General features: G+C 61.2%; 17 protein-coding genes and 1 tRNA gene. 14 read left to right on the top strand and 4 right to left on the bottom strand.

All coding sequences use genetic code 11. The features are described from left to right. Positions 1-24 precede the first annotated feature (24 nt). The 5 genes from E4Z66_RS06920 (at position 25) to E4Z66_RS06940 (ending at position 7,954) form a co-directional block, all read left to right on the top strand. Positions 25-597: a hypothetical protein gene (locus E4Z66_RS06920; RefSeq protein WP_136462279.1), complete on the top strand. Its 573-nt coding sequence runs from the start codon at positions 25-27 to the stop codon at positions 595-597. Then, on the top strand, positions 598-2,187 hold the full coding sequence (locus tag E4Z66_RS06925; protein WP_136462280.1) for a tripartite tricarboxylate transporter permease: 1,590 nt from the start codon (positions 598-600) through the stop codon (positions 2,185-2,187). Next, positions 2,184-3,710 (top strand): sulfatase-like hydrolase/transferase, encoded by a 1,527-nt coding sequence (locus E4Z66_RS06930; RefSeq protein WP_136462281.1) that lies wholly within the window; start codon positions 2,184-2,186, stop codon positions 3,708-3,710. Before E4Z66_RS06925 ends, E4Z66_RS06930 begins: the two co-directional genes overlap by 4 nt. A 197-nt stretch (positions 3,711-3,907) precedes the next feature. Beyond that, complete coding sequence (locus E4Z66_RS06935) at positions 3,908-5,851, top strand: TonB-dependent receptor domain-containing protein (protein ID WP_136462282.1); 1,944 nt, start codon at positions 3,908-3,910, stop codon at positions 5,849-5,851. Between the two features lie 117 nt (positions 5,852-5,968). Beyond that, entirely contained in the window at positions 5,969-7,954 is a 1,986-nt protein-coding gene (locus tag E4Z66_RS06940) for a TonB-dependent receptor (protein ID WP_136462283.1), read from the top strand. 84 nt (positions 7,955-8,038) lie between these two features. On the opposite strand, the gene E4Z66_RS06945 is transcribed toward E4Z66_RS06940, so the two are convergent. Next, positions 8,039-8,326 carry a DUF2218 domain-containing protein gene (locus tag E4Z66_RS06945; RefSeq protein WP_136462284.1) on the bottom strand — a complete coding sequence of 96 codons (288 nt, stop codon included), beginning with the start codon at positions 8,324-8,326 and terminating at the stop codon, positions 8,039-8,041. 104 nt (positions 8,327-8,430) lie between these two features. On the opposite strand from E4Z66_RS06945, the gene E4Z66_RS06950 reads away from it, so the two are divergent. The 4 genes from E4Z66_RS06950 to E4Z66_RS06965 are packed head-to-tail and all read left to right on the top strand — an operon-like array spanning position 8,431 to position 11,956. Further along, on the top strand, positions 8,431-9,321 hold the full coding sequence (locus tag E4Z66_RS06950) for a siderophore ABC transporter substrate-binding protein (RefSeq protein ID WP_136462285.1): 891 nt from the start codon (positions 8,431-8,433) through the stop codon (positions 9,319-9,321). Between the two features lie 4 nt (positions 9,322-9,325). Beyond that, complete coding sequence (locus tag E4Z66_RS06955; RefSeq protein WP_136462286.1) at positions 9,326-10,273, top strand: ABC transporter permease; 948 nt, start codon at positions 9,326-9,328, stop codon at positions 10,271-10,273. Continuing rightward, positions 10,263-11,207: an iron chelate uptake ABC transporter family permease subunit gene (locus E4Z66_RS06960; RefSeq protein ID WP_136462287.1), complete on the top strand. Its 945-nt coding sequence runs from the start codon at positions 10,263-10,265 to the stop codon at positions 11,205-11,207. Before E4Z66_RS06955 ends, E4Z66_RS06960 begins: the two co-directional genes overlap by 11 nt. Further along, the gene (locus tag E4Z66_RS06965) at positions 11,204-11,956 is read left to right on the top strand and encodes an iron ABC transporter ATP-binding protein (protein ID WP_136462288.1); all 753 of its coding nucleotides are present in this window, start codon (positions 11,204-11,206) and stop codon (positions 11,954-11,956) included. The genes E4Z66_RS06960 and E4Z66_RS06965 overlap by 4 nt, the downstream gene beginning before the upstream one ends. Positions 11,957-12,027: 71 nt before the next feature. On the opposite strand, the gene E4Z66_RS06970 is transcribed toward E4Z66_RS06965, so the two are convergent. The 3 genes from E4Z66_RS06970 to E4Z66_RS06980 form a co-directional block, all read right to left on the bottom strand. After that, positions 12,028-12,104, bottom strand: a tRNA-Arg gene (locus tag E4Z66_RS06970). Between the two features lie 99 nt (positions 12,105-12,203). Next, positions 12,204-12,515: an ETC complex I subunit gene (locus E4Z66_RS06975; protein ID WP_136463047.1), complete on the bottom strand. Its 312-nt coding sequence runs from the start codon at positions 12,513-12,515 to the stop codon at positions 12,204-12,206. A 103-nt stretch (positions 12,516-12,618) separates the two neighbouring features. Then, complete coding sequence (locus E4Z66_RS06980) at positions 12,619-13,359, bottom strand: DUF1353 domain-containing protein (RefSeq protein ID WP_136462289.1); 741 nt, start codon at positions 13,357-13,359, stop codon at positions 12,619-12,621. A gap of 172 nt (positions 13,360-13,531) precedes the next feature. On the opposite strand from E4Z66_RS06980, the gene uvrB reads away from it, so the two are divergent. The 5 genes from uvrB to E4Z66_RS07000 all read left to right on the top strand — a co-directional run bounded on the left by uvrB (position 13,532) and on the right by E4Z66_RS07000 (position 18,016). Continuing rightward, complete coding sequence (gene uvrB, locus E4Z66_RS06985) at positions 13,532-15,733, top strand: excinuclease ABC subunit UvrB (protein ID WP_136462290.1); 2,202 nt, start codon at positions 13,532-13,534, stop codon at positions 15,731-15,733. 219 nt (positions 15,734-15,952) lie between these two features. Beyond that, positions 15,953-16,099, top strand: coding sequence for a hypothetical protein (locus E4Z66_RS19630; protein ID WP_168797742.1), 147 nt, complete (start codon positions 15,953-15,955; stop codon positions 16,097-16,099). Beyond that, positions 16,096-16,263 (top strand): hemin uptake protein HemP, encoded by a 168-nt coding sequence (hemP, locus tag E4Z66_RS06990; protein WP_425456115.1) that lies wholly within the window; start codon positions 16,096-16,098, stop codon positions 16,261-16,263. Before E4Z66_RS19630 ends, hemP begins: the two co-directional genes overlap by 4 nt. A 5-nt stretch (positions 16,264-16,268) precedes the next feature. After that, positions 16,269-16,727, top strand: a complete 459-nt coding sequence (locus E4Z66_RS06995) for a hypothetical protein (protein ID WP_425456116.1) — start codon at positions 16,269-16,271, stop codon at positions 16,725-16,727. 17 nt (positions 16,728-16,744) lie between these two features. After that, a complete protein-coding gene (locus E4Z66_RS07000) occupies positions 16,745-18,016 on the top strand; it encodes an imelysin family protein (RefSeq protein ID WP_136462293.1) in 1,272 nt (423 codons plus the stop codon). The last annotated feature ends 54 nt before the right edge of the window (positions 18,017-18,070 follow it).

The following is an 18,070-nucleotide window of genomic DNA, read 5'->3' on the forward strand; positions in this document are numbered from 1 at the left end:
ACACGAACCCAAGGGGTTAATCCATTGGATGATCCAAAGCGCGGGTCTCGCGCGAACCGGTCTGTCGCGCTTGTCTGCCTTGCCATTGCCGTGGTGATGGTGGTGATCTGGATTCCGATGGATGTGGATACCGGGCTGATCGAACAGGTCCGGCGCAGGGTGACGATCGGGGACAGTCTGGCCCCAACCGTGGCCGCAGGTGTGATCGGTCTGGGCGCGCTGATACTCCTGATCGGCGGCGAGCGTGTCCCATCGGGATCGCTTTCCGGGGCGAACCTTTGGTTCATAGCCCTGCTGCTGGTCTGCTTTGCGGTCGGCTTTGCGCTGATGCGGTGGACCGGTCCGGCGGCGGTCTGGGTGGCGAACACCTTTACCGGTCAGGATCTGGACTACCGCCCGCTGCGCGATACCGCGCCTTGGAAATATCTTGGCTTCGTCGCCGGATGCACCTTCGTGATTGCCGCACTGATTTCGGCCGTACAAGGGCGTCTGACCTTGCAGGCGCTGCTTGTCGGCCTTGGCGCGAGTTTGGCAATGATCGCGGTTTTCGACTGGCCGTTCGATAATCTGCTGTTGCCGCCCAATGGCGATGTGTGAATGACGGTCTTCGACTATATCTGGCTGGGGATACTGGCTGTGTTCCAGGGGCCGGAGGCGTTCAGCCTGTTTGGCGTGGCCATTTCGATGACCATCGTGATGGTGCTTTCGGGGTTCCTGCTGGGCATCGCGGTGGGTGCAACGCCGGGGCTGGCCGGTCCCATGGCGATGGCGATTTCGCTGCCGATCCTGATCTCTGTCTTTGGGTTTTCGCCCGATGCGCTGCTGCCCGTGATGGGGTTCCTCATCGGCGTCATGAAGGGCGCGACAATTGGCGGGGCGGTTCCCGCAATCCTGTTCAACACGCCCGGCACGCCGGATTCCTATATGACGACGCTGGACGGATACCCGATGACGCGCGCCGGTTACGCCAAGAAGGCGCTTAAGATCGCGCATTTTTCATCTGCGACAGGGGATACGTTTTCGGACATCGTTCTGATCCTGACCGCGCCGTTTCTTGCCCTGCTGGTCGAGGCTTATCTGGATCTGCCGGAAAAGACGGCTCTGCTGATCTTTTCGCTTGGCTTCATCGCGTCCGTCGTCGGCGGATCGGTGGGGAAGGGCGTAATCTCCATGGGGTTGGGGCTTTTGGCCGTGTTCATCGGCACGGGCGAAGATTTCTACCCGCGCCTGTCCATGGGAACGCAGGCGTTGGCGCAGGGCTTTCCCATCGCGACCTCTGTACTGGGCGTGCTGGTCCTTGGCGAAGTGTTCAAATCGCTAGACGATCTCTGGCAGGATCGGCGCAATACCCGCGAAACGCAGGCGCCAACGCAAGCCGCGGATCAGTCGCTGCGTTGGTCCGATATCCGTAAGCTGCTGCCGTATATCGGGCGGTCTGCGGTGATTGGCACGGCCATCGGCGCGTTGCCGGGGATCGGGTCCACGCTTGCGGCGACGATGGGCTATGGGTCCAGCGCACGCCGGCACGCGGCAAAGCGGCCGGAGGCCACGCAATTCGGGCAAGGTGCCGCCGAAGGGATTGCCGCGACCGAGGCGGCCAATTCATCCGTTTCCGGCGCGAACATGATCCCGGTGCTAAGCCTTGGAATCCCCGGCAATGCGGCGGCGGTGTTCCTGATCCTCGCGACCGAGAGTATCGGCGGCTTCAACCCTGGTCCAACGGTCTTCAAGTTCACCACCGATACCGTGAACCCCGAACTGGTCATGGCCTTCGGGCTGTTCACCATCATGATGATCGCGAACCTGTTCAACTGGACGATCGGCGGCGCGTTCATGCGGGTGGTGGGCGTGATGGCGCGCGTGCCCAAGCACCTGTTGCTGCCCGTTGTTCTGATGCTGACGCTGACCGCAATCTATGTGCAGGAAACGCGTTTGTCCGCCATGTGGGCCGCGATTGGCTTCGGCCTTTTGGGGTATCTCATGCGCCGGGTGGGCATGTCGCCGCTGCCCTTCGTCATCGCATTTATCCTTGGCGACAAACTGGAAGAAACCGCGCGGCAGGCCTTTGCCGCAACTGGCGGTGATCCGTGGTTCCTGTTCACCAATCCCATCGCCGCAGTTCTTGTCGGGTTGACCCTTTTGGTTCTTGTCCTTGCCATTCGCAAACCAACGGAAATCAAACCATGAGCCGCCCCAATATCCTGTTGATTTCCTCTGACCAGCAGCGTGCCGATTGCCTCGGGTTCATGGGGCGCAAGGTCAAGACGCCACATCTCGATCAACTCGCGGCAGAGGGGGCGCATTTTACCGGCTGCATCACGCCGACAGTGGTGTGTCAGCCTGCGCGCGCCTCGATCCTGACCGGGCAGCTGTGCCGAACCCACGGCGTGCATGACAACGGGATCGATCTGGATCCAGAGGTCGGGCAAAAGGGCTTTGCCGGTGCCATGAGTGCGGCAGGGTATCAGACCAGCTATTTCGGCAAGGCTCATTTTTCGACCTATCACACCTATGAGCCTACGGGGACGCCGGAATGCCTGCGCTCTTCCACGCAATATGATGCGGATTGGTATGGCCCCTATATGGGGTTCCAGCATGTCGAGTTGATGCTTGTCGGCCATAACTGGTGGGCACCGGAAAAGCCGCCGGCAGGTCAGCATTACGAACGGTTTTACCACATGGACGGGCGGGGCGATGAGAAGACCAGGCTGATGTGGGAAAATGCGGGCGACACCAAGGGCGCAGCGCAGACATGGCATTCGCGGCTTCCGGTGGCATGGCACAACACGCCCTGGACAGCGGACCGCGCGATTGACTGGCTCAAACACGGGCGCGATAGGCAGAAACCCTTCTGCACCTGGGTCAGCTTTCCGGACCCGCATCACCCGTTCGATTGCCCGGAGCCCTGGTCGCGGCTGCATGACCCGGACGAGGTGGATTTGCCCCGGAACCGGACGCGTGACTTCGAGGGCAAGCCATGGTGGCACAAGGCCGCGATGGAGAACGAGCCAGCGGACCCAAAATTCGCCGATCTGCGCAAGGCGTATAGCCGTATCCCGCCGCAGACCGACGCGCAGCTGCGGGAAATCATCGCCAATACCTATGGGCAGATTTCCTTCATCGACCATCAGGTCGGGCGGTTGATGATCGCGCTTCAGGAGGCCGGGATCGATGAGAATACGATCGTGATCTATATCTCGGATCATGGCGACTGGCTGGGCGATCACGGCCTGATTCTGAAGGGTCCAATGCATTATGAAGGGCTGTTGCGCGTACCGATGATCGTGCGCGGGCCGGGGGTGCGGGCTGGCGCCGCGGTGGATCAGCCTGTCTCGACGCTGGATCTGGCACCGACGTTTCTGGATTATGGAGAGGCGAGGCCGCTGCACCAGATGCATGGTGAAAGCCTGCGGCCATTGTTCGAAACGCCCGATGCCACGCGCGATTTCGCACTGAACGAATGGGGGTTGTTGCCTGGCCGTGTCGGCGTTGCGCTGGAATTGCGGACCGTCAGGACCTGTACCCACAAGCTGACCGTCGATCTCAATTCCGGCGCGGGGGAGCTTTACGATCTACAGGCCGATCCGGACGAGATGCACAACCTGTTCGACATGCCCGAAGCCACCGAAATCCGGGCGCGTCTAGAAGGATACCTTGCCAGCCGCCCCGATGACATGAGGCCCGACAGCGTACCGGTCGGCACCGCCTGACATGCCCGCAGCGCGGGCATTTGCCCTCGGCAGGGCATTCCCTGTGTTCCAATCGCCACAGATTCGCCTTCCGTATGCGCGTGTTGGTGCCTTTCCACTTTTATACCCGACAAAAATAGGTAACTAAGCGCCGAAATAGCGAGCCGGACGGCCTGTCCCTTCTTAGCAAGCGAATAACAGTTGTTAGGGAATGGACGATGGACACGAAAACTGCGGCGAGTCGCCTCGCGCTCTCAGTTCTTACATGTTCAGTGGCCACGCTTGCGTCCGCGCAAGATGATGCGCCTTTGGATTTGGGGACGATCCGTATTCAAAGCGCCAATGCACAGGCGGTGCTTGGCAATGACGAAATCACCACAGAAGAGATCGAACAGCGGTCGGCGTCGTCCATTGCGGACGTGTTCGCGGGCGAATCTTCGATCACGGCCAGTGGCGGTGCGCCCATCGCGCAAAAGGTGTTCGTCAACGGGATCGAAGAAAGCCTGCTATCGGTCACGATCGATGGGGCGCGGCAGAACAAATCGGCATTCCACCATGCGGGCAACGTTCTGATCGATCCGGCCTTGCTGAAATCGGTCGAAGTCAGCGCGGGTCTGGCACCGGCGGATCAAGGGGCCGGTGCGCTGGCCGGGTCCATCAGCTATACCACCAAGGACGCGCGCGACCTTCTGGAGCCGAGCGATCCCTTTGGCGGGATGTATACGCTGTCCTATGGCAGCAACGGGCAGGGCTTCCGCAACACGCTGACCGCGTTCGGGCAAACCGGCGGCTTCGAATATCTGCTAAGCGGCACGCGCGCCACGGGCGAGGATTACGACGATGGTTCGGGTGCCACGGTCGTCGGCACGGCTGCGGACCTGACGGACTATATCGCCAAGTTCGCCTATACGACGGAAACCGGCAAACGGCTTAGCTTCTCGGCATCGCAAACAACCGATTCCGGCCTGCGCGCGTCACAAGGCGGGTTCATCCGCCCGGATTTCGCCGGAGTCGTCGGCCGCGATACGGTTCTGTATGCCGCGTTCTCGCAGCGGAAATCCTATACCTTCACCTATGAGGACGAGCAGCCCACAGGCATCTTCGCCCCCTATGTCCAGCTGAGCTATAACGAGCAGGCGATGGATGTCGGCAACCTTTACGGCGTCAACAAAAGCTTCAGCGGCGTGGCGCGCAATGAGTTCGATCTGGGCAATGGCACGCTGAATGTCGGGCTCGATTTCTTCAACGAAAGCGCCGAAGGCTATGACAACACAGTCAGCCCGCGCGCATCCAGCGGGCGCGAAGAGCTGACCAATATCGGCATCTTCGCACAGGCGCGGCAGGATCTGACGGACCGGGTCTCAGTCTCTTACGGGGCGCGCTATGACTGGGCGTCGTTCGATGGCGCTGACGGGTCGGACTTCGATGACAGCGGGCTGAGCGTCAATGGCTCTGTCGATTTGGTGCTGAACGACAACTGGACGCTGAACGCCGGGGCCGCATCCACTTGGGGCGGCTACGAACTGGGTGAGGCCGCGCTGGTCAACTACGGCACTGCTTGGGACTATTCGGACTTCACCACGTCGCGTGCAAAGGCGCTGCGTCTTGGTGTGCGGTATGAAAACGGTCCGTGGGCGGCGAAAGCGGCGCTGTTCGATACCGATATCACGGATATTGCTGCCGTTCTGCCCACCAGCGGCGCGCGGGGCGCGTTGACGGATCTCAGATCGCGAGGCTTTGACGGGTCCATCAGCTTTGTCGGCACACGCGGCTTTGCCACGCTGAACTACACCTATGCCGATGTCGAAGCCAACGACGACACAGTGGCCACGACCGCGTATTATCTGGGGCGTCCGGTTGGTCATATCTTCGGGCTGGAAGCGGGCTATGACGTGTCCGAGGAACTGCGCCTTGGCGGCACCGCCCAGATCGCGCTGGAAAATGACGACACCTCGATCGAACTGCCGGGATATGAGGTCGTGAGCGTCTATGCCGAATACAAGCCGCGCCAGATGGACAATCTGAAAGTGCGTCTGGATGTGTACAACCTGTTCGACGAGACCTTCGCAGTGCGCAGTTCCGACGGGCTTGATAGCAGCCGGGTCGTCCAACTGAACGAACCGGGCCGAACCGTCAGCCTGACGGCCTCCATCAAATTCTAAGCAACACGGCACCGCCCCTTTCTACGGGGGGCGGTGCGCGCTTTTCGGTCCAAAGGGCGGGATGCGTGCAGATCGATCTGCCGGCCGCCACACAGAATTTTCGAGGGAGAATGACCCGTGAGAAAGACACACGCCATTGCCTATCTGGCCGCCGGGATCATTCCCGGTGCCAGTGCGGCGCAAAGCATGGAAGAGGATGCGTTTCTGGGAACAATCGTTCTGGAAATGCCATCCGTGCCGGGGATGAAAGAGGACGCCATCTCTGTCACCAGCGAAGGCTTGGCGCTGAGCAATCCCGCCGATCTGTCGGAGTTGTTCGTGGCCGAGCCGACCATCGCGGTCGGCAGTTCCATTCCCATGTCACAGAAGGTCTATGTGAACGGGATCGAAGAGAACAATCTGGCCATTTCGATCGATGGGGCGCGGCAGAACAACAAGGTGTTCCACCACAACACGACCACGCTGATCGACCCGGCTTTGCTGAAAGCGGCGCGGGTCGATCCCGGCGTTGCCCCGGCGGATGCGGGGCCGGGGGCGCTGGGCGGCGCCTTGGCCTATGAGACGATGGATGCCAGCGATCTGCTGTCCGACGGCCAGACCGCTGGCGGGCGCTACAAGGTCGAATATGACAGCAATGGCGATATCACGTCGCATAACCTGACGATGTTTGGCCGTCAGGGCGGGTTCGAGTATCTTGGCTTCTTCAAGACCGCCGATGGCGGGCTACGCGAAGACGGGCATGGCGCGGATATCATTGGGTCGGGCACCGATCTGCTGAGCGGGCTTGGCAAAGTCGCGTATGAGGCGAAATCCGGCGACCGGATCGAACTGTCGTATGAGCGCGTGATCGACGATGAAAACCGGCCCTATCGCGCCAATATCGGTGCAATCCTTGTCGGGCGTCCTTTGCCTTCGACCCGCCCCTATGAATTGGACCGCACCAATCTCGTGCTCAGCTACAGCGACACGACCCCCACCGCGGTGTGGAACCCGACCGCGCGTCTGGCCTATAGCGGGACGGAGCTGTTCAACGATGAAAGCGATCTGACCACCAATCAGTCGATCCGGGGTGAAACGGCCAGCTTCAGCGGCGAATTTTCCAACCGGTTCCAGCTTGGCTGGGGCGAGGTCAATGCGGGTGTCGATTTCTATTCAGACGAGGGCGATCTGGAATATGACGATCTGTCCAGCACCGCGCCGGTCGATCACACAAGCGAAAAGCTGCGCAATGTCGGTGTGTTCGCGCAGGTCCGGATGGAGCCGGATAACCGAACGCGCCTGTCCTTCGGGGGGCGTGCCGATTTTCAGCATTTCGAGGGAACGGATGGATCGACCCAGTTGGAATCCGGTGTTTCGGGCAACGTCTCGGGCGAATATGACCTGACCGATGCGCTGACGATCAGTGCCGGGTATTCCCATGTCTGGGGCGGGCTGGAGCTGGCGGAGAACTACATTCTCAACTCCGCATGGACCTACCCAACCGATGGGATCGATCCGACAACGGCGGATAACCTGTATCTCGCCGCAAGCTACAGCGTCGGGGCGTGGGTGATCGACGGCAAGGTCTTTGGCACGAATATCGACGATGCGCGCGCGGCCAGCTATGGCGGCGGCCCCGGACTATCGGTGGATGTGGAATCGCGCGGGTTCGAGATCGGCGTCGGCACCGCATGGGAAAACGGGTTCTTCCGTGCCGGTTTCGCGCGGATCGATACCAGCATCAACGGGCGCGCGGCGGATTCCTATACCGGCAACTATCTGACCATGCCGATGGGTGATTTCCTGACATTCCAGGTCGCGCACCGTCTGGACAATGGCTTGCTGCTGGGCGGCGATTTGCAGGTCGCCTTGGATTTCGACGATACCTATGACGAAACCACCGGCGGACGCGGGCCAGAGATCGACGGATATACCGTCGCCAACGCCTTCATGGAGTATTCGCCAAAGCGGATGGACAACCTGACGCTGCGCGCAGAGGTGAACAACATCTTCGACGCGCAATATGTCAGCCGTGCCACCTATGGGCAGGAATTCGTCGGCGTAGTGGAGCCGCTATACGAGCCGGGCCGCTCTATCCGGCTAAGTGCAGAGATCCTGTTTTGACCCATGTTTGATCCATGGTCGAAACCTTGGTTTGACCTGACCCCGGCGCCCATCAGGGCGTCGGGTTTCGCGTCGTTGGGCGGCTTATTCGGCAGTCCAATCCATGGTCTTGACCTCTTCGCGAAAGGCGAATGTCTCAAGGTGCCGGTCGATTACGTTATGCAGCATCGGCACCTTGGCGGGATCGCTGATCTCGGAGGTGACGGTCAGGCCTTCGGCATCGGCGGACAGGTGGGCTTTGCCCATGTCGAAAGCGACCCAACCCTTTTGCGCATCATAGGACGTCTCGACCTTGTGGGCGAAGTGTTTGCACAATTGTTGCAAGTACTTAGAGGCGTTCTCGGTTCGATAATACCCGGTGATTTTCGGCATGGGGTTGTCTCCAAATGCATGATTTCACCCATCCCTACGCCGGTCGTCCGGGCTGGTAAATACCTGCTTTTCCCGGCGTCACAAATCAAGAAAGGTACACATCCATGATCAGAATCCTCAGCCTGATGGCGCTGTTATTCGCGGCCCCGTCACTGGCAGACACGGTCCGCATCGAGACATCTCAAGGCGTGGTCGAAGCGCCCGCCGCGCCGGAAAAAGTGGCGGTGTTCGATCTGGCGGCGTTCGACAGTCTGGCCGCGCTTGGTGTGCAGCCCGTGGGCCTCGTCCGGCCCGTGTTCCTGTCCTATCTGGAAGAGGCTGCCGCCGGGACCGAGGCTGTCGGATCGCTTTTTGAGCCGGACTTCGAGGCGCTCTTCGCGTTGCAGCCGGATTTGATTATCGCCGGCGGGCGCAGTTCCGAACAGGTGCCTGAATTGGCGCGCATTGCACCGACGCTGGATATGACGATTTCGCAGAACACGATTGGCGACGGGCTTGCCCGGCTGGCCGCCTATGGCAAACTGTTCGGCAAAGAGGGCGCGGCCGCCGCGCTGACCGCAGAGTTCGAGGCGAAACTGGCCGCCACCCGGCAGGCGTTGGCGGGCAAGGGCACGGCGCTGATCGTGATGACCAACGGGCCGAAAATCAGCGCCTACGGTGCGGCGGGGCGCTTTGGCTGGCTGCATGAGGCGCTTGGACTGCCCGAAGCGGTGGATGGCGTGCAGATGACCAACCATGGCGAGGCGATCAGCTTTGAGTTCATCCGCGAAGCCAACCCGGACATCCTTCTGGTGATCGACCGTATGGCGGCGATCGGGCAGCAAAGCCAGGGCGCGCGGGCGACGTTGGACAATGCCTTGGTGCACGAGACAACCGCCTGGAAGACCGGGCATATCGTGCATTTGAGCGCCGCGCCGATCTATATCGCGGGCGGCGGCATCCAGTCGATGACCCTGACGCTGGACGAAATCAACGCCGCCTTGGTCGGGGGCTGAAGCCATGGCGCTGGCCCTTGCAGGTATGCTTGTCGCTTTGTCGATCATCTCGCTCTTTGTCGGGGTGATCGACCTGTCTTGGGCCGCCCTGTGGTCCGAGCCGGGCGCGATTGACTTGCTTGTGGTCAGCCGGGGGCCGCGCACCATTGCTGTCGTGATCTCGGGCGGTGCCTTGGCAGTGAGCGGTGCGATCATGCAGATGCTGGTCCGCAACCGCTTTGTGGAGCCGATGACAGCGGGAACGGGGCAAGGGGCGGCGCTTGGCATTCTGCTGGTCACGCTTTTCGCGCCGGGGGCATCGATCCTGGTGAAGATGCTGCTGGCGTCGATAACCGCGCTGGGGGCGGCCGTAGGATTTCTGGCCATCGTGCAACGCTTGCCGCCGGTCCAGCCCCTGCTGGTGGCGCTAGTCGGGCTGATTTATGGGGGCATTCTTGGCGCGGTGGTGACATTCATCGCCTATCAGGCGGATCTGCTGCAATACGTGGAAATCTGGATGAACGGCGAGTTCTCCGGTGTTTTGCAGGGACGGTATGAACTGATTTGGCTGGTGGCCGTGGTCGCCGGGCTGGCCTATCTGGCGGCGGATCAATTCGCCATTATCGGAATGGGCCGGACTGCCAGCATCAATCTGGGGCTCAATTACAGGCAGACGATGGTGCTGGGGCTGCTGGCGATTTCCATCGTCACCGCGCTGACCGTTGTGACGGTGGGCATGATCCCCTTCGTCGGTCTGGTGGTGCCGAATATCGTGGCGCGGCTTGCGGGCGACAATCTGCGCCGAACCCTTCCCCTGACAGCCATGAGCGGCGCGGCCCTTGTTCTGGCCTGCGACATCTTCGGGCGGATCATCCGCTATCCTTACGAGATACCGGTGGGGACCGTGTTCGGTGCGATCGGCGCTGGTCTGTTCCTGTGGCTGTTGCATGGAGCAAAGCGCCATGTTTGGTAGGCGTTTGCTGCTTTTGACACTTGGCCTGTGCCTGTGCATCGCGCTCTATCTGGTGTGGGGCGCGCGTGGCAATTGGGGCTTTGTGCTGCCGTTCCGCGCCAACAAGCTGGCCGCCATGCTGCTGGTTGCGCTGTCCGTATCCAGTGCCACGGTGCTGTTCCAGACCATCACGCGCAATTCGATCCTGACGCCCTCGGTCATGGGGTTCGACGCGCTTTACCTGCTGACACTCACCGCGCTGATTTTCGTTCTGGGCGGGCAAAGCTTCATGCAATTGCCAGCGATCGGGCAGTTCCTCGTCAATACGGTGCTGATGATGGGCGCGGCTTTGGCGCTGTTTGGCACATTGCTCAGACGCGGCGGAAGCGACCTGTTCCGCATGATCCTGACTGGCATCATCTTTGCCGGGCTTTTTCGTTCGGTTACCAGCTTTCTGCAACGCATCATCGATCCCAACGAATTCATGGTGGTCCAAGCGAATTCCTTTGCGCGTTTCGCGCGGGTAGAGTTGCCGCTGCTGGCGCTAGCGGGTGCGCTTACCTTGGCGGCGCTTGGGGCAGCGTGGCATATGCGCCACCGGCTCGATGTACTGGCGCTGGGCGAGCAGACCGCAATCAGTCTTGGCGAAAGCCCCAGGCGCGGTCTCTTCCAAGTGCTGATCCTTGTGTCGGTCTTGGTGTCTGTATCGACAGCGCTGGTCGGGCCAATGGCGTTTCTTGGCCTTCTGGTGGTCAGCGTCGCGCGGCAGATCACCCCCACCGTGTCCCATGCGGTTTTGCTGCCCTCTGCCGGATTGGTGTCCGCCATCACGCTGGTCGGCGGGCAATTGGTGTTGGAGCGCGCCTTGCAGTCCAGCACCCCCCTTGTCGTGGTCGTCGATGTGCTCGGCGGTCTTGTGTTTCTGACCCTGCTGTTGCGGAGAACACCCCGATGATCACCATCACGGACCTGAGCTATGATCGCGATGAAACGCCCGTTCTGCGCGGCGTGGATCTGACGCTGAATGCCGGTGGGGTGAAGGCACTGATCGGACCGAACGGGGCAGGGAAATCGACACTGCTTTCGCTGATCGCGCGGCTGATCCCGATGCAGAGCGGGCGGATCATGGTGGATGATCTGGAAATCGGCGCCTGCGCCAACGACGTGCTGGCCCGCAGGCTGGCAATCCTGCCGCAAGCCAGCGAAGCCGCGCCTTTGCTGACAGTGCGGGAATTGGTCGGGTTTGGACGCTATCCCTATCACAAGGGGCGTCCAACGGCGGCGGACCGCGAAAAGGTCGAAGACGCCTTGGCCACCTTCGAGCTACAGGCCCTTGCAGAGCGCCGTTTGGACAGTTTGTCCGGCGGGCAACGGCAGCGCGCGCAGGTGGCAATGATCTTTGCGCAGGACACGGATTACATCTTGCTGGACGAGCCGCTGAACAACCTCGACATCGCGGCGTCTCGGGGGTTGATGCGGACATTGCAGGATTTGGCACAGCACCACGCGCGGACCATCGTGATCGTCCTGCACGATATCAATTACGCGGCGGCCTATGCCAATGAGATCGTGGCGATGAAGGATGGCGGCATCGTCGCCCAGGGCGCACCGCAAGATGTCGTGACAGAGGCGATGCTACGCGAGGTCTACGGCACGGCGGCGGCGGTGCATCGCATCGACGGCAGGGTGCTTGTCGGCGTTTAGGTGACGGGTCTTCCCGAAATTCACATGCGCGCCGGACCCGGAATCGCATGGCCGGGCGGTTCCTGCGAAAATGGCGATCCCTGAAGGACTCGAACCCTCAACCTGCTGATTAGAAGTCAGCTGCTCTATCCAGTTGAGCTAAGGGACCGCTTGTCCATCTTCTGCCTTCAACGGGCGGATATCGCAAGCCTTTGCATGTCGGGCAAGGCAAGCGCGGTATTGATGGGCCCATCGGCGGGCAGGGCGTTTAGTGGGTCCAGACGCCGCGCCGGTCGGTGGCGAAATTCTCGCCATAGCCGCGCGGGCGGATATTCATCTTGCGTGGCTTGGGTTCCTGCACCACCGCGTCGATGTCATGGTCATGCGCGTAATCCAACGCCTCTTTCTTGCTGTCGAAGGTCAGCCGCACTTGGGTTTGCGTGTCGCTGGACGAGGTCCAACCCATCAGCGGATCGACTTCACGGGCAGAGGTTTGCGCGAATTCCAGCACCCATTCATGCGTCTTGGCAGTGCCCGATTGCATGGCTGTCTTGGCTGGTTTGTAGATTCGTGCGCGCATCATTTGGTGGCTCCGCCAATTGCAGGTTGCTGCCATTCATATAGGGCGCGGCGCCGCATCCCGGCAAGATGCGAATTGTCTCAGTTTAGGGGCATTGCGCCGCTCAGAACTTAACATATCCGTAAAGGAACGCATCGCGCGTGCGGCTCAAACGCAGCGGGGTCGCGCGCGAACTGGACAAAAGCGCGGTCAGGCTGCGCCCCTTGGTGCCTGTCTGGATTTCCCTGACCAATTGCGCGTCCTCGTCGCTAAGGCCCTTGCAGGCACCAGTTTCGTTCCACAAGCGGTGCGAGACCGGGCCGGCTGTCACACCGGAAATGACTGGGCCGGACAGCGTATCGCCGCCCTGCACCGAATGGTCCCGCACCAGCGTCTTGATGGTTTCGGCCATGACCCGCGCGCTTTCGGCAAAGCTCATGTCGCGGATTTTGCGCATCTCGGGCGTGACTTCCGCTTCTGGCAGGCCCGCAGCTTCGTCGTTCAGGCATTTGCGTGCAACGAACAGCCAGTCATGGATGATATAGGCCGGCCCATAGCCCCACGCGTTGAACCCGCGCAGGGACTGGACCGAGCGCGGGATCGATCCGCCATCGGTATAGAACGGCTCCGGCTGGATGATGCGGCTGCCACCTGAGGCCATGGCGCGCTCGCCGCGCGTAAAGGTCAGTTCGTCCCCGATCAGGGGAACATAGATGAAGTCGCCATCGCCAAGAAAGCTGTCCGCATTCGGCCCGGTCCACACCACCAGAAGCGTGCCGGAGAACGTCCCGCGCGGCACCCGGTCATACCCCACATGGGTGCAGGCGCTGAGAACCAACAAGAGCCCAATGAAGACGCGCATCATCTGAAATCCTCCGGTGAAATGGGACCATCCTTGCCCTGCGCTGCGTAGCGGTCAAGCGCGCGGGCGCGGTGCAGCCCCGGTCGGCCGCGTGTCGGCTGCTGCCAATTTCTGTCCGCAGCCCCCCTTGCATCCCGCCCCACCCGTGACACATTGCCTATCAAGGAGACCGCCCATGCCCCATGTCCATTCCGATAAGTCGCCCGCCCTGATGAACGCCCCCGCCGAGGACGTGCGATCCCGGCTGAAACTGGAAGGCGGCAAGCGGCTTGTCATGCAGACGGAATTCCAGCCTGCGGGCGATCAGCCGACGGCGATCAAGGAATTGGCCGGCGGCGTGCTGGACGGGGAGCGCGATCAGGTGCTTCTGGGCGCGACCGGGACGGGCAAGACGTTCACGATGGCCAAGGTGATCGAAGAAACGCAGCGCCCGGCGATCATTCTTGCCCCGAACAAGACACTGGCGGCCCAGCTTTACGGCGAGTTCAAGGGCTTCTTTCCCGACAACGCCGTCGAGTATTTCGTCAGCTATTATGACTATTACCAGCCCGAAGCCTATGTGCCGCGGTCGGACACCTATATCGAGAAAGAAAGCCAGATCAACGAACAGATCGACCGGATGCGCCATTCGGCCACGCGGGCTTTGCTGGAACGCGATGACGTTGTGATCGTGGCGTCGGTCTCGTGCATTTACGGTATCGGGTCGGTGGAAACCTATGGTGCGATGACGCAGGATCTGATTGTGGGCAAGACCTATGATCAGCGCGCGGTGATCGCGGACCTTGTGGCGCAGCAATACCGCCGCAACGATCAGGCATTTCAGCGCGGCGCGTTCCGTGTACGGGGCGACAGTCTTGAGATTTTCCCGGCCCACCTTGAGGATCGCGCGTGGCGCTTGTCCTTCTTCGGGGAAGAATTGGAAGCGATCACGGAATTCGATCCGCTTACCGGTGAGAAAACCGACTCGATGGACCGCATCCGCGTCTACGCCAATTCGCACTACGTCACGCCGAAGCCGACCATGCAGCAGGCCATCAATGGCATCAAGAAAGAGCTGCGCGGACGGCTCGATCAGCTTGTGGGCGAGGGCAAGCTTCTGGAAGCCCAGCGGCTTGAGCAGCGCACGAATTTCGATCTTGAAATGCTGGAGGCCACGGGCGTCTGCAACGGGATCGAAAACTATTCGCGCTATTTGACGGGCCGCGCCCCGGGCGAGCCGCCCCCGACGCTGTTCGAGTTCATTCCGGATAACGCGATTGTCTTTGCCGATGAAAGCCACGTCTCGGTGCCGCAGATTGGCGCCATGTACAAGGGCGACTACCGCCGCAAGTTCACGCTGGCCGATCACGGCTTCCGGCTGCCGTCCTGCATGGATAACCGACCGCTCAAGTTCGAGGAATGGGATGCCATGCGCCCGCAATCGGTGTTTGTGTCTGCCACCCCGGCGGCATGGGAACTGGATCAGGCGGGCGGTGTCTTTACCGAACAGGTCATTCGCCCCACCGGCCTGCTGGACCCGCTGGTGGAAATCCGGCCGGTGGACATGCAGGTCGACGATCTGCTGGACGAGGTGCGGCGCGTCTCTGCCGATGGGTATCGGACGCTTGTCACAACGCTGACAAAGCGTATGGCCGAGGATCTGACCGAATACCTGCACGAGCAGGGGATCAAGGTCCGCTACATGCACTCTGACATCGACACGATCGAACGGATCGAAATCCTGCGCGATCTGCGGCTTGGCGCGTTCGATGTTCTTGTCGGCATCAACCTGCTGCGCGAGGGGTTGGATATTCCCGAATGTGGTCTGGTGGCGATCCTGGACGCGGATAAAGAGGGCTTCTTGCGCTCTGAAACCTCGTTGATCCAGACCATTGGCCGGGCGGCGCGGAATGCGGATGGGCGTGTCATCATGTATGCTGACAAGATCACCGGATCGATGGAACGGGCGCTCGCCGAGACCGACCGCCGCCGGGCCAAGCAGATCGCATATAATGAAGAGCACGGGATCACCCCGGCCACCGTCAAGAAAAACGTCGATGACGTTCTGGCGGGGCTGTATCAGGGTGACGTGGACATGAACCGCGTTACCGCAAAGGTGGATCACGCCAAGGCCGGGCAAAACCTTCAGGCGGTGCTGGACGGTCTGCGTGCCGATATGCGCAAGGCGGCGGAGAACCTCGAATTCGAAGAGGCGGCGCGCCTGCGGGACGAGGTCAAGCGGCTTGAAGCGGTGGACCTTGCCGTGCATGACGACCCACTTGCGCGGCAAAGCGCGGTCGAAGCGGCGTCCGAGGCGGCTGTGAAATCCTCGGGCCGCTCGACGGCGGGCCGCGCGGGCCAACGCGGCGGCAACGTGAAACGGCGCAAGAAGCGCTGAGGCGCCATCCATTCACTGTAAGGGGCCGTGCCGGGGTGGCGCGGCCCTTTTTCGTGCGCGATGCTGCCAACTTGGGCAGCTAAGCCCTGCGCGCGCAAATTTGATACCCAACTAATTTTGTCGGGTTGACATATCTGACTAAACAACTCAGTTTTGCCGAGATAGCCAGCCGCGAGTCTCGGGGCAAGCCGACAACTTAGACCTGACAGGGGCTGGCGCATGAAATCTGCGAATGAAACCGCGAAGCCGGTGCATGGCGACAGGGTGGAAACCCTCATGCAGGCGTTCGATCTTGGGCTGCCGGGACTTCTGAATCTGGAATGGATCATGGATCGAATGGAACACGGGGAGCGCGTTACGAAATGATGATCAATATCGCAAAGGAAACGACCCTGCCGGTTGAGAACGCAACGCCGGTCTATGATGCCCGCGATCTGACCAAGGGCGGCGGTCTGGCGCAGATCAAGCTGGGCGATCAACTCTATACGCTGCGGATCACCCGCGCGGGAAAACTGATCCTGACGAAATGAGCGGGATGGGACGACATCGCGGCGGCGCGCCGGTCGGTTTCGTGACCGAACTGGGTCCGGTCGAGGCGGGGGCAGTGCTGTATCTGCGCCTGTGGTGCGATGGCCCGGAGTCGCAAGATCAGGTCCAGAACGATTTCGCGACCGCGCTTGGCCCGCATCAGGGGCGGCTTGCGGTGAAATCCTTCGAACAGCTTTGCGCCTTGTGCACGCGCCATGCGCGGCGACCGCTGATGCGGCATCACGTATCGTGCAAATGCCTTGGGGCGGATGAATCCTGCTTTGCCAACTTCATCGGCTATGCCAGCGAAGGCGAACGGGAAGATGCGCTGATGATCGCGACCACCATGGTCAATCCGAATATGGCGCCGGCACTTGTCGGGCTGGCGCAAGAGTTCGGCTTGGCGCTGCGTTGCATGGCCGTAAAGGCCGGCAACAGTTTTGATACACCGACAATCCTTCACTGAACGGGACACTTGAACGAATGAAATCCTTGATCCTAGTAACGAGCGCCGCGGCACTGAGCCTTGGCTCCGCAGCGATGGCAGACGGGCAGGTGACGAAAGCCGCCGTGCTCGACACCTATGCCGATATCGCAGAGGCGACATATGCGGATAGCCTGACAACGGCCAAGCGGCTTCAGGCGGCGGTGGATGCGCTGATCGCGAACCCGTCCGCAGAGGCGCTGGAGCAGGCGAAAGCCGCATGGATCGCGGCGCGCGTGCCTTACCAGCAAAGCGAAGTGTACCGGTTCGGCAATGCGATTGTTGATGACTGGGAAGGCAAGGTGAATGCGTGGCCGCTGGACGAGGGGCTGATCGACTATGTTGACGCCTCCTATGGCGGGCCGAGCGACGAGAACGAGGCCGCTGTCCTGAATGTCATCGCGACGCCCAGCTTCACGCTGTCGGGCGAAACCGTTGATGCATCCAAGATCACGCCCGCGCTGCTGGAAGAAACCCTGCAAGAAGCGGATGGGGTCGAGGCCAACGTAGCGACCGGTTACCACGCGATTGAATTTCTGCTGTGGGGCCAGGATCTGAATGGTCACGCGGCCGGTGCCGGAGCGCGCCCCTGGACCGATTACGCCACGGGTGACGACTGCACAGGCGGTCATTGCGACCGGCGCAGTGAATATCTGAAAGCCGCATCCGATCTGCTGGTGTCCGACCTGGAATGGATGGCCGCACAATGGGCCGATGGCGGCGCCGCGCGGGCCGAGGTCATGGCCGATGAGGATGCCGGAATCAGCGCGATGCTGACCGGTATGGGCTCGCTGTCCTATGGGGAACAAGCAGGGGAGCGGATGCGCCTTGGCCTGATGCTGAACGACCCCGAGGAAGAGCATGATTGCTTCTCCGACAACACCCATAACAGCCACTATTACGACGGGATGGGCGTTCAGAACGTCTATCTGGGCGAATATGTGCGGGTCGATGGCTCGCTCGTCACTGGGCCGTCGCTGTCCGATCTGGTCGCGGAACATGACGCGACGCTGGATGCTGAGATGACGGTGAAACTGTCGCAGACCATGATGGCGCTGGGCCGGATCAAGACCGCCGCAGAAGCCGGCTTTGCCTATGACATGATGCTGGAACGCGGCAATGCGGCGGGCGAAGCACTGGTCATGGGCGGTGTGAACGGCCTGATCGATCAGACCAAGACCATCGAACGCGTTGTCGCCGCTCTGGGCGTATCGGCCATCGATTTCGAAGGGTCTGACAGCCTCGACAACCCGGATGCCGTTTTCCAGTAAGCACGCAAAGGTTCCGCCGCCATGATCGTTTGTCACTGCATGCACATCACCGAT

The sequence above is a fragment of the Aliishimia ponticola genome, from assembly GCF_004803475.1.
GTDB lineage: Bacteria > Pseudomonadota > Alphaproteobacteria > Rhodobacterales > Rhodobacteraceae > Aliishimia > Aliishimia ponticola.